Raw genomic sequence first — 15,465 nt, 5'->3', positions numbered from 1 at the left:
TGCTTAGTGACAGGCTATTCCAAACTTTTTTAATCTCCAATAATTGTAAGGCCAGGGAGTTAAAAAACCCACAATTAACATGATTGGCACAATCCACCATGTTAACATTGCCCCACCTGTTAAAAGATAATCAGTTAAGTTCATTGCAATTTCCATACTAATCATTGAAATAAAACTCATCCCACATGCAGTTTTAAATGCACTTTTGAAATTAAAATTCTGTCTCATTAATATTATAGTCTCTAGGATTATACTTGTGATTAAACCGTTTATGATTGCTAGAATCATAATGGCTACAACTGTCCATGGAATTTGTGTAATTTGAAAAAATAAGATAGTTCCAAAATCTCCAATCGAACAACCAATCACACACCACATCGTATTTTTAGCACTTGATTTCCAAGTGTGATTACATGACCAATCAAATGTGGAGGTATTCATAATAATTTGATATTAATATTTTATGATCTTTAAACAAGTATTTGACATTAAAACTTCAACTTATACGTATTTAATTGCTTCGGCAAAAGGTCGCGAAGCTATAATTATAGATCCGGTAATCGAAAATGTTAATGAATATATTCAACTTTTAGAAGCATTAGATCTTAAACTTGTAAAAGTCATTGATACTCATATTCATGCAGACCACGTAACAGGAGCATCTAAATTAAAAAAAGCAACGAACTGTGCAACTATTATGGGAGAGCACACACCTTCTGAAGCTGTTGAGATTAAAGTTAAAGATAACGAAATAATAAAAATTGATGATTTAAAAATTAAGTCAATCTATACACCGGGGCATACATCGGAAAGTTATAGTTTTTTACTAGAAAACTATTTATTTTCAGGTGATGCGCTTTTGATTAACGGGACTGGAAGAACTGATTTTCAAAATGGAAATTCAAAAGATTCCTATCATTCAATTTTTGATAAACTTTTAAAATTGCCTGAAGATACTCTTCTTTATCCTGGTCATGATTATAATGGTAAAAAAGTAAGTACGATTGGAAATGAAAAAAAATTTAATCCTAGATTACAGGTTAAAAATGTTGATGAATATATTGAAATTATGGCAAACTTAAATCTGACTAAACCAGATATGATGGATAGTAATGTTAATAGAAATATTCAATTAGGTGCTAATTGAATATAACAAAAATTAAAAACCAATAAGAAATCAATCCAGAAAATATTGTAGCAATTACATTTTTACTAACAAGACCGACTACTATTGCAACAATTGCTGCAAATATTTTTGGGTTATTTTCAATTAAAAGATCTCCAGTCATATCCAAGAAAATAGCTGGAAAAATAATTGCTGGAAATATTGCTGATGGAACAAAGGACAAAACTTCTCTTACTCTATCTGTGAACATTTCTTTTTTAAGTATTGCAATCATTAAATATCTTGAAAAGAAAGTAATTAAACCACAGTAAATTATTAATGACCACTCAACCATTATTTAACCCTTTGAATTTTGTTAAAATCATTGCTGCTACTAAGCCACTAACTGCGGCTACAATCACATATGCTTTAAAAGGAATAATTTCATACCCAACTGTTGCTATTAAACCAGAAATAATAATTACAATTACATTTATTAATTTTCTTAAATCATCAACTATTAAAGCTAAAAATGTTAAGGGAACTGCAAAACTTAATCCAAGTTTTTCTGGTATTATTGAACCTAAAAATATTCCAATTATTGTTGTTATTTGCCATATAACCCAACAAGTAGCCCCTGCACCAAATGAATGAAAAGCTTTGTCTTTATCAGAACTTTTTTTTAAATAAGAATTTGTTACTGCAAACGCTTGATCAACTAAAAAATAAGAAATTATTATTTTCCAAGTCATTTTAAAATCTGACATATGTTCTGATAAAACAGCCCCATATAGTAAATGCCTTGAATTTACAGCACCTACAGAGCTAAGTATCACTAACGAGGAAGCTCCTGCAGAAAAAAGCTGTAAAAAAATTATTTGTGAGGCACCACCAAAAATTATAATCGACATTGCGATTGTTGTTATGGGCGATAAACCAAGATCTATAGCCAAAACTCCAAATATTATTCCAAAAGGAACAACAGGTATCATTAATGGGCTTACATCTGCCACGCCTTTGAAAAATATTTTAGATCTATTACTCATTTAAAGACGCTATGTATTAGAAGCAAACTATATGGTCAATATTTATTGGTCGCTTGATACCAAATTTTTCATCAATTTCATGTTGGTGCATATGGTGTGAATGGACAAAAACAGGGATAAGTAAATCACTATTAGTTTTTAAGGTATATATAAAGTTAGTACCTCTAAATTTTCTATCTACAACTTCTAGCTTTAAATTGCTCTGGTCATCATGTTCTAGATCTTCAGGTTGTAATAATAATTGAACATCTGAACCTTTTGGATAACGTTTTGTAAAATTGCCATTAATGGTTCCCAGATCATCACTTTCTAAGCTATTTTCACCAGTAACTTTTGCTGGAATTAAAATTCCTCTATTTAGAAAATTTACAACCTCTATAGAATTTGGAAAATGGTAAACATTATAAGGGTCGTCATATTGTTTTAGTTGACTGTCTAAAATTATTCCACATTTGCTTCCAAGATAAAAAGCTTCATATGAATCATGTGTTACTATTATTGTTGTAATCTTAAGGTCAGTCAAAACTTGTTTTAGTTTAACTTGAATCTCTTCTTTAAAACTTTGGTCTACATTTGATAATGGCTCGTCCAATAAAAGCAAATCTGGCTTAGAGAGTAATGCTCTAGCTAGCGCTGCTCTCTGTGCTTCACCAGAGCTAATTTGGTGAGGAAATTTTTCTTTGACATGATCTAAATGAAGAAATTTTATAACTTCTTCAATAGTTAAACTTTTTTTCTTTTTCTTATTTCTTTCAGCTCCAAATTGAATGTTTTCAAGGACATTGTAATGAGGAAACAGTGAGTTATCTTGAAATGCTAATGAGATATTTCTATTTTCTGGTTCAATATGAACATCTTTAGATGAAATAATTTTATTTTTTAATGAAATTGTTCCAGACTGAATTTTTTCTAATCCAGCTATTGTTCTTAAGATTGTTGTTTTACCAATACCAGATGGACCTAAAAGACAAATAATATCACCTTCATTTTCTATTGTTAAAGAAACATTGTTAACTTTGCTTTTAGCACTTGCTGCAAATGTAACATTGTCAATTTCTAAAAAATTTTTTGGCATATAAGAATTAATCCTTAAGAATATATCTAGATGTAATTAAAATAAAGAAACTTGCAATAAGAATTAGGAATAATGAGGGTGCTGCAGCAGCTTCTAATAAGTCCTGAGATGCAAATATGTAGGCCTGAGTTGCAAAGGTCTCAAAATTAAAAGGTCTCATTATTAGTGTTATAGGTAACTCTTTTATAATTTCTATAGCAATTAATATTCCAATCAACATAATAGAATTTTTTAAATAAGGAATATGTATATTTTTAAAAGTTTTAAATTTTGAATAACCTAAAAGATATGCACTTTCATCAATTGAATAATTTATTTTTAAATAACCAGATTTAATTCCATTACTTGCTAAAGAATAAAATCTAATAAAATAAACAATAACCAAACCCAATACAGAACCAATGAAAATAGATTTTATATTTCTAATTTCAAATAAATTTATAATATTATTATCAAACCAAGAAATAAAAGTGATAAATGCAACTGCTAAAATTATGCCAGGAATAGCATATCCAGATATTGAAAAAGTAGTTAAGATTTCTAGAAATTTACTACGAGAAAGTCTATTTCCATAATTTGAAATAAAAGCAAAACCAATCAGAACTATACTTGATAATAAAACTAGAATTATTGTGTTAGAAAATAATTCAAATAAATTTAAATCTGCTAAATGTTTTGGAAAAATAACTGTCCAATAAAGCATTTGCAAAACAGGAAATAAAAAACTAATAAAAAAAACTAAAAAACAAAATGAAAAAGCTAGCCAAGCTCTTAAGCCATATAAGGTTGTTAATGATTTCTTTTTAAATCCACCTTTACTTGGTGAGTGATACTGTGCTTTTTTTCTAGATAAATTTTCTAATATGAATAATCCAAGGATAAAAATTAAAAGGTAAAAAGATAATTGATTTGCTAAGGCAAGATCATCAAAAGAAATCCATGCGTTATAAATTCCAGTCGTAAGTGTCGAAATTCCAAAAAAAGATACTGAACCAAAATCAGACAAAGTTTCCATGGCAACCAGTGATAATCCAGCTACTATTGCGGGTCGTGCTGATGGTAAGATTATTTTTAAAAATGATTTTTGTTTAGTAAAACCAAGATTTCTTCCAAGTTCTATTAAATTTTGTGATTGATAATGAAAAGAAGCCCTTGTTAGCACGTACACATAACCAAATAATGAAAATGAAATTGAAAGTATTGCACCTATCATTCCATCAAATTTAGGTATTGAAGAATTGTAATCACCTTCGCCAAATAAATTTTTTAATATGGAAAAAGCTGTTCCATAATTTTCAAAAAAAGCTGTCAAAGAATATGCATAAATATAAGAAGGTACTGCGAAAGATAAGATCAATGCCCACTTAAAAAAATTTGCTCCTGGAAATGAATAAAATGAAACTAAATAAGCTCCTGTTACTCCGATCACAAAGGTAAGAAATAAAACACCCGATAAAAGCGATAAAGAGTTAAAGATATAATCATATAGGAATGTATTTTTGATAATACTTGAATATTCTCCAGTGCTCTCAAAAAAGCTCGAAAATACAGTTAGAATAGGTATTGCAACTGCAATTGAAATCAAAAAAGAACTTAAATACCAAATATTTATTTTTCTTAAAAACATACTTACCCTTTAATGTTAAGTGAACATAATTAATAGAAGGGTAAGGACTATTAAATTATGTTCACTTTTTGAAAATTAATCTTTTTTATCAAAAATATTTACGAATTGATCAGTCTCATCACTTTTGATTTCAGATAACTTTCTGTTATTCATTTTTTTTTCAATTTTTTTACACTCTGAGAAACACGGATCGCATCCCTTAGAAGACTTATTATAATCAAAATTTAATGAATTCTTTTTTATCATTAATTACTTCCACTTAGCTCCAAGCATACACTCTAAAGCTGTTGCCTGGTTTTTTCCATAATTAACTACTTTAGTATTTAAATCTTGTTTAAATCCTAGACCCATTTGTTTAACTAAGTCATGAGGCTCAACGCCATCAATCATTGGATATTCAAATGTATTATTAACTATATGTTCCTGTGCTTCTTTTGTTAAAAGAAATTCAAGAAGTTTTTTTGCATTATCTGGATTTGGAGAATTTTTTAAAACTCCACCACCACTAATATTCATATGCGTTCCTCTATCTCCTTGATTAGGAAAGAACGGTAATACTTTTTTAGCAGCTGCTTGTTGCTCAGCTCCTTTTTTTCCAGATAACATTAAAGCCAAATAATAAGTATTCGCTACAGCTAGGTCTGCTTCTCCTGCGGCTACTGCTAAAATTTGAGCTCTATCATTACCCTTAGAGTCCCTCGCCATATTAGCAACAACACCTTTTGACCATTCACAAGTAGCTTTTTTTCCATTATTCTTAACTAATGAAGCAACTAAAGATTGGTTATAGATATTGTTTGATTGTCTAATAACAACTCTTCCTTTCCATTTAGGATCGGCAAGACCTTCATAAGTCATTCCATTTAATTCATTGGCATTAACTCTTTCTGGAGAGTAATACATAATTCTTGCTCTCTTAGCTATTCCAGTCCAGTTGGCAGATCTAAAATTTTTTGGGACAGCTGCTTTAATTGCTGAAGTCATTGAATTTTGAAACATCCCTTTTGCATCAAATGCGCCTAGTCTTCCAGCATCTGCAGTAATATAAATATCTGCTTTAGAGTCTGTGCCTTCTTCAGTTATTCTTTTTTGAAGAGCTTTATCTTTTCCAGATACAACATTAACTTTAATACCTGTTTTTGAAGTAAATTTTTCATAAAGCTGAATATCTGAATCGTAATGTCTTGCACTGAATACATTAACTTCAGCTGCAAAAACTATATTTGTAAAGAAAACCAAAGTTAATACTAATAAACTTATTTTTTTCATTTTATCCTTTTCTTTACCCTTGTTATTTTTTCAGTTGAGAACTATTCTCAATGCGAATGATTATCAATCGCATATAATGTCGCAGTTGTAAAGGACTATTTGTATATAATTTATAGATGAGATCTTAAGGAAATTGTTATTTCCAGTCGCCTATTTTACTAAATAAGAAGTTTCTAAAAGCTTGAACTCTTGCAGTATTTTTTAAAGATTGAGGATAAACAAAATGAGCTTCTGTAATTGGTCCTTCAGATTTTGGAAGAACTTTAATTACATTGGTTGAATTTGATACTAAATATTCTGGTAAAGCAGCTAAACCTACTCCAGTCTCTACTGCCAGAAGTAAACCCATCACACTATTTACCTTCATTACAGTTTTTCTTTTTTTGCCATCATGCATACCAAGTTTTAATGCCCAATCAGGATTATATACTGGAGAAGGCGCTCCTTTACCAAATGAAATAAAATTATGTTTATTTAAATCAGCAATAGTCTTTGGCATACCGAATTTTTCTAAATATTTATTAGATCCATAAATATAATACTTAATATCAACTAATTTTTTTTGAATATAGTTTAGTTGTTTTGGTCTTCTCATAAAAATTCCAATATCAGCTTGTCTAGTACTTAAATCTAATTCTTTGTCATCAAACACCAATTCAATTTCAATTTCTGGGTTTAATCTCATAAACTCTTGAATTCTTGGTGTTAACCAGTGAGTACCAAAACTTCTTACAGTTGTAATCGTTAATTTTCCAGTTGGTTTATTTTTTTGATCTCCTAAAGATGTTTCAACTTCTTTTAGCTTGCTGATTACTTCATGAGCAGTTTTAAATACATATTCACCATTTTCAGTAAGTGTCAACCCTCTAGCGTGTCTTTCAAATAACTGTACTTTTAAATCTTGTTCGAGAGATTGTATTTGTCTGCTTATAGCTGACTGACTTAAATTAAGATTAACAGTTGCATTGGTAAAGCTACCAGCTTCTGCAACTGCATGAAAAATCTTTAATTTGTCCCAGTCCATTATTTATTAACATCAACTATGTATCTGCCTGATGTTTCTCCTTTTAGCATTTTTGAATAAATATCCGTTAATTCATTCAAGCCGATTGTTTTAATAGACTCTTCAAGTTTATCAAAATCAATTACATTTGAAACTTCATTCCAAACAAATTCTCTTCTTTTAATTGATGCAGTGACCGAGTTTATACCCCATAATTTTACTCCTCGAATTATAAACGGCATTACTGTTGTGCTTAATTTGTAATCAGACGCATTTCCACATGCAGCAACAATTCCGTTATCTCTTGCTTGAGCTAATGTATTAGCTAAAATTTTTCCACCCACTGTATCCACTACTCCATCCCATAAACCTTTGTCTAGTGGTCTTGGATCTTTGTCAAAATCGTCTTTATTTACAACTGTTTTTGCACCTATTGATTTTAAATAATCTTCGTTTGATTTTTTTCCCGTTACTGCTGTTACATCGTAACCAAACTTTGATAAAATCATTACGGCAATACTTCCAACACCACCTGAAGCACCAGTAACTAATACATCTTTTACTTTTTCGCCTAATAATAATTCTTCTCTTGCTTTAATTGCAAAACAACAAAGCAATGCAGTCAAACCAGCAGTACCCATAATCATTGATTGTTTTAAAGATAGGTTTTGTGGTTTTTTAACCAAAAAATCTCCACTTACTTTTGCGTATTGTGAAAAACCACCATAATAAATCTCTCCAACTCTCCAACCTGTTAAGATTACTTCATCATCTTTTTTAAATTTATCATTTGAACTTTCAACAACTGTTCCTGAAAAATCAATACCTGGTATATGAGGAAATTCTTTAACTAACTTTGCGCCATTATTTAAAATTAATGCATCTTTGTAATTTAAACATGAATACTCAACTTTAACTGTTACATCGCCATGTTTTAAAAAACTTTTATCAATTAACTTAACTTCTCTTGTAAAGCTTTCACCCTCTTGATTGATGATTAATGCTTTGAATTGATCTGACACAATATTATTTGCTTATAAATCTAAGATACCTATTTTGAATGCTTAAGTCTTCTTTAAACTGGCCTAAAAAATAATTAGTAACTGTTGTTGCGCTTTCTTTTTTAATTCCTCTCATTGTCATACATTGATGAGCAGCATCAATTGTAACCGCAACACCTTTTGCATCTAATGATTTCATTAAAGCTTGTGCAACTTGCATTGTTAGTCTTTCTTGGGTTTGTAATCTTTTTGAAAAAACTTCAACAACTCTTGCAAGTTTACTTAACCCAACAACTCTATCTTTTGGAATATATGCAACATGTGCCGTACCAACTATTGGCGCCATATGATGCTCACAATGACTAGTAACTGAAATATTTTTTTCAACAACCATATCGTCATAACCTTCAACATCCCCAAAAGTTTTATCTAAAATTTTTCCAGCATCTTCGTTATAGCCCCCAAAATATTCTTTAAATGCTTTAACAACTCTTTTAGGTGTTTCAAGCAAACCTTCTCTACTTGGGTCTTCGCCCATCCAAGATAATATAGTTTTGAAAGCTTCTTCAGCTTCTTGGTCAGAAACTTTGTTTCTGTCTAAAACTTTACTATCGGTATCTTTAACTAATTTCATAGCGCCTTTTTATACAGTAAATACTTAATTTTAAAATATTTAATATATCGAGATTTATGTTAAATAATCAATCCATATGTTCAAAAAGAGAGAAAATGTCCTAGAAATTGAAGAAGGAAATCTGTTATCACCTAAATTTGATAATGATGGGTTAATACCTGTAATTACAATGTGCTCTAAAACAAAAGATGTTTTAATGCATGGATATATGAACGTTGAGGCTTTAAAAAAAACAATTGAAACAAAAGAAGCTCATTATTTTAGTAGATCAAGAAAAGCTATTTGGCATAAAGGTAAAACAAGTGGATTTACCCAAAAAGTAACTGAAATTAGAATTGATGATGATCAAGACTCAATTTGGATGACCGTAGATATTGGTGAGGGGTCAAGTTGCCATGTAGGATATAGATCGTGTTTTTATAGATCTATACCAATGGGACCGATAGAAAATGGTCGAGAAATCAAAATGAAGTTTGAAGAAAAAGAAAAATCTTTTGATCCTGAAGAAGTTTATAAAGGTCAGCCCAATCCAACCAAAATCTAAATGAGTGAAAAACAAAAAAATGTTTTAGGTGAAGACCTAGAAGAGTGTTCTAATAATCCATTAACAGGCTGGTATCGGGATGGTTGCTGTAATACAGATGAAAATGATCATGGTATTCATACTGTTTGTGCAAAAGTTACAACTGAATTTTTAGAATGGTTAAAAGTTGCAGGTAATGATTTGATAACACCTCACCCTGAATTTGGATTTCCTGGTTTAAAAGATGGTGATGGATGGTGTGTTTGTGCTAGCTGGTACGCTAAAGCAGTTGAAGCTGGTAAAGGTTGTCCAGTATTTTTGAAAAGAACTCATAAAAATACTCTTAAACATGTATCTATTGAAACATTAAAAAAGTTTGCAATAGATTTATCTTAATTTACATATTTCCGTATTTAGGCCCACCGCTACCTTCTGGTGCTACCCAAGTAATATTTTGTGAAGGCTCTTTAATATCACAAGTTTTACAGTGAATACAATTTTGAGAATTAATCACAAATTTATTTTGATCATTTTCTTTTTGAACCTCATAAACTCCCGCTGGACAATATCTTTGCGCAGGTTCATCAAATTTTTCTAAAGTGTAACTAATTGGCAAATTAGGATCTTTAAGTTTTAAATGAACTGGTTGATTTTCAGCATGATTTGTACCAGTTAGATAAACCGAACTTGTTTTATCAAAGGTGATGACATTATCATATTTTGGATAATCTATTTTAGGCATCTCATTTGCTGATTTTAATGTTTCATGATCAGCATGTTTGTGTTTTAGAGTAAAAGGCAGCTTTCCTTTAAATAAAATTTGATCAATTCCAGTAAATATTATTCCAAGTATTAAACCCCAACTAAAACTAGGTTTTACATTACGGGCCGCATGAAGTTCTTCATAAACCCAACTCTTTTTAAATTTTTCCTCATAAATTGATAAATTTTTATTTTCTTTAATATTTTCAAATATTGTTTCAGCAGCAATCATTCCACTTTTCATTGCTGTATGAGACCCTTTAATTTTTGGCATGTTTAATGTTCCTGCATCACAACCAACCAGTAATGCTCCTGGCATAAACATTTGAGGCAAACTTTGAAGGCCTCCTTCAATTAAGGCACGCGCTCCATAAGAAACCCTTTTTCCTCCTTCAACTATTTTTTTAATTGCTGGATGGGTTTTAAATCGTTGAAACTCATCGTATGGAGAAAGATGTGGGTTTTTATAATCTAAGCCAATAACATATCCTAAAAACACTTGCTTATTTTCAGCATGATACATAAAGCTTCCACCATATGTATTATTGTCTAATGGCCAACCCGCAGTATGCATTACCATCCCTTCCTCATGATTTTTATCTTCTATTTCCCAAATTTCTTTAAAACCAATTCCATACTGTTGAGGATCTTTATCTTTTGAGAGATTAAATTTTTCAATTAATTGTTTTCCTAAGTGACCTCTACAACCTTCTGCAAATACAGTCACTTTTCCTAATAATTCTATACCAGGCTCAAAACTATCTTTTTGATTTCCTTCTTTATCAATACCCATATCTTGAGTAGCAACACCCTTAACAGATCCATCCTTGTTATATAAAATTTCACTTGCTGGAAATCCTGGAAATATTTCAACACCTAATGCTTCAGCTTGTTCTGCTAGCCATCTGCATAAATTTGCTAAACTAATAATGTAGTTGTTATGATTTTGCTGAACCTTAGGAAGCAACCATGTGGGCCAACTTAACGATTTTGTTTTACCTAAAAATAAAAATTTTTCTTTTAAAACTTTAGTTTTAATTGGAGAGTTAAGTTCTTTCCAATTTGGTAATAGTTCATCTAATGCTCGTGTTTCAAAAACATTACCACTTAAAATATGCGCACCAATCTCTGATGCTTTTTCTAATAAACAAACGTTTAAATTCGGATCAAGTTGTTTAAGTTTAATTGCTGTAGATAATCCAGAGGGACCCCCTCCAATAATAACAACATCATATTCCATCGACTCTCTAGCCATATGATATTTTTATCTTTAAGAATTATTTTTGTATAGTGTTTAATTTGTTCAGCTCTTCTAAGAACTGAGGCAAAGCTTCAAATAGATCTGCTTCTAAACCATAGTCTGCAACACTAAAAATTGGAGCTTCTCCGTCTTTATTTATAGCAACGATTACTTTACTTTCTTTCATACCTGCCAGATGTTGAATAGCTCCTGAAATTCCAACTGCAATATATAAATCTGGAACAACTACTTTACCTGTTTGTCCGACTTGGTGGTCATTACTAATATATCCTGCATCAACTGCTGCTCTTGAAGCACCTATGGCTGCATTTAATTTATCTGCAATAGAGGTAATTAATTTAAAGTTATCTCCACTTTGCATCCCTCTTCCACCTGATACTACTATTCTTGCTGTGCCAAGTTCGGGTCTATCTGATTTAACTTCTTCTCTTTTAATAAATTTTGTTAACGAAAACTCTTCTCCTGCTTCAGCAGTTTCAATTGGTGCTGAACCACCTGAGCTTTCACATGGATCAAAAGAAGTTGGTCTAATAGTGATACATTTTTTTGCATCAGAACTTTTAACGGTTGCAAAAGCATTCCCCGCATAAATAGGTCTAACAAAAGTATCCGCTGACTCTACTTTAATAATATCACTAACTTGTGATGTATCTAATTTAGCAGCTATTCTTGGCATTAAATTCTTACCAAATGTATTTGCTGAACAAACTATATGAGAATAATTATCTGCAAGTTTTGTCACAACCGGAGCAAAATTTTCTGCTAAAAAATTTTCATAATGAGCAGCTTGAACTGTGATTACTTTTTTAACCAAAGGTAGTTCTGAGGCAGCTTTTGCAGCATCAGCACAATTATTTCCAATAACTAATGCGTGAACATCGGCATCTATTTGAGATGCTGCTGTTACAGAATTTAAAGTAAAAGATTTAAGCTCTTTATTGTTATGCTCTGTGATTAATAATACCGACATTATATTACTCTTGCCTCATTTTTTAATTTTTGAACCAATTCAGCAACGCTTGAAACCTTAATTCCTGCTTTACGCTTAGGTGGTTCTTCAACTTTAATCTGTTGGATTTTAGGTGCTGTATCAACCCCTAGATCTGATGCATTCATTTGTTCAATTGGTTTTTTCTTAGCTTTCATTATGTTTGGCAATGAAGCATATCTTGGTTCATTTAATCTTAAGTCACAGGTTACGATGGCTGGAGTATTGATCTCGATAGTTTCTAAACCCTCATCAATTTCTCTAATAACTTCTAATTTTCCATCTTTAACATCAATTTTTGAGGCAAAAGTTGCTTGAGGCCAGTTTAATAATGCACTCAACATTTGTCCTGTTTGATTGCAATCATCATCAATTGCCTGTTTACCCATAAATACTAAATCTGGTTTTTCTTTCTCAACAATTTTTTGTAAAATCTTTGAAACAGCAATGGGTTCTATTATGCCATCTGCTTTAACATGAATTCCTCTATCAGCTCCAACCGCTAGAGCTTTTCTGACAGTTTCCTGAGCTTTTTCTTCACCAACTGTTACAGCAATCACTTCTGTTGCTTTTCCACTTTCTTTTATCTTTACCGCCTCTTCGATTGCATTATCATCTGGTGGATTTGTTGACATCTTAACATTGTCAGTAACAACACCTGAGCCATCTTCTTTAACTCTTATTTGAACGTTGTAATCAATAACTCTTTTAACGGCGACTAAAATTTTCATTAAGCTCTCAATAAATTATTTTCAGAATCGTATGGACTCTCTTCTAAAACAGTAGCCTCATACATTTCACCCAAAATATCAACTTGTAATTTGTCACCTACATTAGCATGCTCTGGTTTAACCATGGCAAGAGCAATTGATTTATCTAATCTAAAACCAAATTCGCCACCAGTTGCTCTTCCAACAACTTTGTTATCTTTGTAAATTGGGTTATTTCCCAAAACATCTGCATCTTTGGTGTTATGAATTTCAAGAGTAATAAGTTTGTTATCAAAACCTTTTTCTCTCCATTTGTTAAGAGCCTCTAGTCCTATAAAGTTACCTTTGTTAGGGTGAACAAATCTATCTAACCCAGACTCGTACGGTGAATATTCAATTGAAAGCTCAGTACCAACTAGTTTATATGATTTTTCTAATCTTAAGCTGTTCATTGCTCTTATACCAAAAGGTTTAATTCCTAAACTTTTACCAGCTTCCATTATTTTATCAAAAATATGATTTTGATATTCAATTGGATGATGAAGTTCCCAACCTAGCTCACCAACAAAATTTACTCTCATGGCATTAACAGGAGCATATCCAACATCGACATTTTGTGCTGTTAACCATTTAAAATTTTCATTAGAAAAATCATCAGTAGATATTTTTTCTAATAACTCTCTTGATTTAGGACCTGCAACAACAAGCACACCTGTGCTATTAGTCAGATCTTCAAATGTAACGCCTTCTTCTGGCATCCATTTTTTAATCCAATCATGATCCAATCTTAAGTTTGCACCAGCAGATACTAAATAAAAACTATCTTCTGCTTCTCTCATAATTGTAAACTCTGAATGAACACCACCTTTAGTATTAAGAGCATGGCATAAACCAATTCTTCCAATTTTCTTTGGTAATTTATTTGCTACCAAATGATCTAAAAATTCCTCAGCTTTTGGACCTTTAATTCTGCATTTTGCAAATGCAGTCATATCTAAAAGACCAACATTGTCTTTTACATTTTGGCATTCTTTTTTTATAGCCTCAAACCACTTAGATCTTCTAAACGACCAGTCATCTTTTTGCTCCATACCATCTGTTGCAAAAAAATTAGGTCTTTCCCAACCAAATTTTTGACCAAAAACTGCACCTAAATCTTTCATTCTTTCATAACAAGGAGATGTTCTTAAAGGTCTTGCGGCAGGTCTTTCTTCGTCAGGATAGTGGGTAATAAATACATGACTATACGCTTCTTCATTTTTAGCTTTTAAATAAGATTTAGTTGCATAATCTCCATAACGTCTAGGCTCAACACCAAGCATATCAATAGTTGGCTCACCATCAACAATCCATTCAGCTAATTGCCATCCTGCTCCACCTGCTGCAGTAATTCCAAAACTATGTCCTTCATTAATCCAAAAGTTTTTTAATCCCCATGCAGGTCCAACAATTGGATTACCATCTGGTGTATAACAAATTGCACCGTTATAAACTTTTTTAACACCAACTTCTCCAAACGCAGGAACACGGTGTATTGCGCCTTCAATGTGTGGTGCTAATCTATCTAAATCTTCTTGAAACAATTCATACTCTGAATCTTTTGAGGGACCATTAACATAACAAGCTGGTGCACCATCTTCATATGGACCTAAAATTAATCCACCTGCTTCTTCTCTCATGTACCATCTGTTATCGCTGTCCCTTAGAACTCCCATTTCTGGTAAGCCATCTTTTTTTCTTTTTTGAATTTCAGGATGTGGTTCGGTTACAATGTATTGATGTTCAACTGGAATAACAGGAATATCTAAGCCTACCATTTTACCAGTTTGTCTTGCAAAGTTTCCTGAACAAGAAATAATATGTTCGCACTCTATAGAACCTTTGTCAGTTTCAACAACCCAACCATCTTTAGTTTGTTTCATTGAAAGTACACTTGTGTTTCTATAAATCTCTGCACCTAGATTTCTTGCACCCGTTGCCATTGCTTGTGTTAAATCAGCAGGCTGAATATATCCATCTTCTGGGTGTTGGATCGCACCAACTAAATCATCTGTATGACACAAAGGCCAAATTTCTTTTACTTGATCTGGTGTTAAAAATTTTACATCGACGCCAATAGTTTGAGCTACACCAGCATACTGATGATACTCGTCCATTCTATCTTTGGTACTTGCTAAACGAATATTTGATACAACACTAAAGCCAACATTTTTTCCAGTTTCTTCTTCTAATTTTTTATAAAGATCAACCGCGTATTTATGAAGTTGTCCAACTGAATAACTCATATTAAATAAAGGTAATAATCCTGCTGCGTGCCAAGTAGATCCTGATGTTAATTCTTTTCTTTCAACAAGAACAACATCTGACCAACCTTTTTTTGCTAAATGGTAAAGAGCACTAACACCTACTACTCCACCGCCAACTACTACAACTTTAGTTTTTGTTTTCATTCGCGATTCCT

Annotated in this window: 17 protein-coding genes; 3 read left to right on the top strand and 14 right to left on the bottom strand. The window is 31.6% G+C overall.

What is annotated here, in order from left to right:
* Window positions 1–3 precede the first annotated feature (3 nt).
* Window positions 4–441 (bottom strand): DUF4396 domain-containing protein, encoded by a 438-nt coding sequence (locus tag ACIJYE_RS01985; protein WP_435090846.1) that lies wholly within the window; start codon window positions 439–441, stop codon window positions 4–6.
* Between the two features lie 22 nt (window positions 442–463).
* Between ACIJYE_RS01985 and ACIJYE_RS01980 the strand changes: the two genes are divergently transcribed.
* On the top strand, window positions 464–1,147 hold the full coding sequence (locus tag ACIJYE_RS01980) for an MBL fold metallo-hydrolase (RefSeq protein ID WP_435090845.1): 684 nt from the start codon (window positions 464–466) through the stop codon (window positions 1,145–1,147).
* On the opposite strand, the gene ACIJYE_RS01975 is transcribed toward ACIJYE_RS01980, so the two are convergent.
* The 9 genes from ACIJYE_RS01975 to folE all read right to left on the bottom strand — a co-directional run bounded on the left by ACIJYE_RS01975 (window position 1,140) and on the right by folE (window position 8,760).
* Complete coding sequence (locus ACIJYE_RS01975) at window positions 1,140–1,460, bottom strand: AzlD domain-containing protein (RefSeq protein WP_435090843.1); 321 nt, start codon at window positions 1,458–1,460, stop codon at window positions 1,140–1,142. The genes ACIJYE_RS01980 and ACIJYE_RS01975 overlap by 8 nt on opposite strands.
* Complete coding sequence (locus tag ACIJYE_RS01970) at window positions 1,453–2,151, bottom strand: AzlC family ABC transporter permease (RefSeq protein WP_435090842.1); 699 nt, start codon at window positions 2,149–2,151, stop codon at window positions 1,453–1,455. The genes ACIJYE_RS01975 and ACIJYE_RS01970 overlap by 8 nt, the downstream gene beginning before the upstream one ends.
* A gap of 16 nt (window positions 2,152–2,167) precedes the next feature.
* Window positions 2,168–3,226, bottom strand: a complete 1,059-nt coding sequence (locus ACIJYE_RS01965) for an ABC transporter ATP-binding protein (protein WP_435090841.1) — start codon at window positions 3,224–3,226, stop codon at window positions 2,168–2,170.
* Window positions 3,227–3,233: 7 nt separating this feature from the next.
* On the bottom strand, window positions 3,234–4,853 hold the full coding sequence (locus ACIJYE_RS01960; protein WP_435090840.1) for an ABC transporter permease: 1,620 nt from the start codon (window positions 4,851–4,853) through the stop codon (window positions 3,234–3,236).
* A 75-nt stretch (window positions 4,854–4,928) separates the two neighbouring features.
* Window positions 4,929–5,099, bottom strand: coding sequence for a hypothetical protein (locus ACIJYE_RS01955; protein WP_435090838.1), 171 nt, complete (start codon window positions 5,097–5,099; stop codon window positions 4,929–4,931).
* A gap of 3 nt (window positions 5,100–5,102) precedes the next feature.
* Window positions 5,103–6,122, bottom strand: a complete 1,020-nt coding sequence (locus ACIJYE_RS01950) for an extracellular solute-binding protein (protein ID WP_435090837.1) — start codon at window positions 6,120–6,122, stop codon at window positions 5,103–5,105.
* A gap of 136 nt (window positions 6,123–6,258) precedes the next feature.
* The gene (locus tag ACIJYE_RS01945; RefSeq protein ID WP_435090836.1) at window positions 6,259–7,146 is read right to left on the bottom strand and encodes a LysR family transcriptional regulator; all 888 of its coding nucleotides are present in this window, start codon (window positions 7,144–7,146) and stop codon (window positions 6,259–6,261) included.
* Window positions 7,146–8,147 (bottom strand): oxidoreductase, encoded by a 1,002-nt coding sequence (locus ACIJYE_RS01940; RefSeq protein ID WP_435090835.1) that lies wholly within the window; start codon window positions 8,145–8,147, stop codon window positions 7,146–7,148. The genes ACIJYE_RS01945 and ACIJYE_RS01940 overlap by 1 nt, the downstream gene beginning before the upstream one ends.
* Before the next feature lie 4 nt (window positions 8,148–8,151).
* Window positions 8,152–8,760, bottom strand: coding sequence for a GTP cyclohydrolase I FolE (gene folE / locus ACIJYE_RS01935; RefSeq protein ID WP_435090834.1), 609 nt, complete (start codon window positions 8,758–8,760; stop codon window positions 8,152–8,154).
* A 76-nt stretch (window positions 8,761–8,836) separates the two neighbouring features.
* Here folE and hisI point away from each other — a divergent pair, with 76 nt between their 5' ends.
* Together hisI and ACIJYE_RS01925 are read left to right on the top strand one after the other, a co-directional pair.
* Window positions 8,837–9,304, top strand: coding sequence for a phosphoribosyl-AMP cyclohydrolase (gene hisI / locus ACIJYE_RS01930; protein ID WP_435090833.1), 468 nt, complete (start codon window positions 8,837–8,839; stop codon window positions 9,302–9,304).
* Window positions 9,305–9,679: a DUF2237 family protein gene (locus tag ACIJYE_RS01925; RefSeq protein WP_435090831.1), complete on the top strand. Its 375-nt coding sequence runs from the start codon at window positions 9,305–9,307 to the stop codon at window positions 9,677–9,679.
* A 1-nt stretch (window position 9,680) separates the two neighbouring features.
* Here the strand turns inward: ACIJYE_RS01925 and ACIJYE_RS01920 are convergent, their stop codons facing one another.
* The 4 genes from ACIJYE_RS01920 to ACIJYE_RS01905 are packed head-to-tail and all read right to left on the bottom strand — an operon-like array spanning window position 9,681 to window position 15,454.
* Entirely contained in the window at window positions 9,681–11,300 is a 1,620-nt protein-coding gene (locus ACIJYE_RS01920; RefSeq protein WP_435090829.1) for an electron transfer flavoprotein-ubiquinone oxidoreductase, read from the bottom strand.
* Window positions 11,301–11,322: 22 nt separating this feature from the next.
* Window positions 11,323–12,276: an electron transfer flavoprotein subunit alpha/FixB family protein gene (locus ACIJYE_RS01915; protein ID WP_435090827.1), complete on the bottom strand. Its 954-nt coding sequence runs from the start codon at window positions 12,274–12,276 to the stop codon at window positions 11,323–11,325.
* Window positions 12,276–13,025, bottom strand: a complete 750-nt coding sequence (locus ACIJYE_RS01910) for an electron transfer flavoprotein subunit beta/FixA family protein (protein WP_435090826.1) — start codon at window positions 13,023–13,025, stop codon at window positions 12,276–12,278. The genes ACIJYE_RS01915 and ACIJYE_RS01910 overlap by 1 nt, the downstream gene beginning before the upstream one ends.
* Window positions 13,025–15,454 (bottom strand): GcvT family protein, encoded by a 2,430-nt coding sequence (locus ACIJYE_RS01905; RefSeq protein WP_435090824.1) that lies wholly within the window; start codon window positions 15,452–15,454, stop codon window positions 13,025–13,027. Before ACIJYE_RS01905 ends, ACIJYE_RS01910 begins: the two co-directional genes overlap by 1 nt.
* Between the last annotated feature and the right edge of the window lie 11 nt (window positions 15,455–15,465).

This window comes from Candidatus Pelagibacter bacterium nBUS_30 (assembly GCF_051201245.1).
Classification (GTDB): Bacteria; Pseudomonadota; Alphaproteobacteria; order Pelagibacterales; family Pelagibacteraceae; genus Pelagibacter.
Note: the sequence above shows the minus strand (reverse complement) of the source record. Positions and strands in the feature narration are given on the sequence as shown.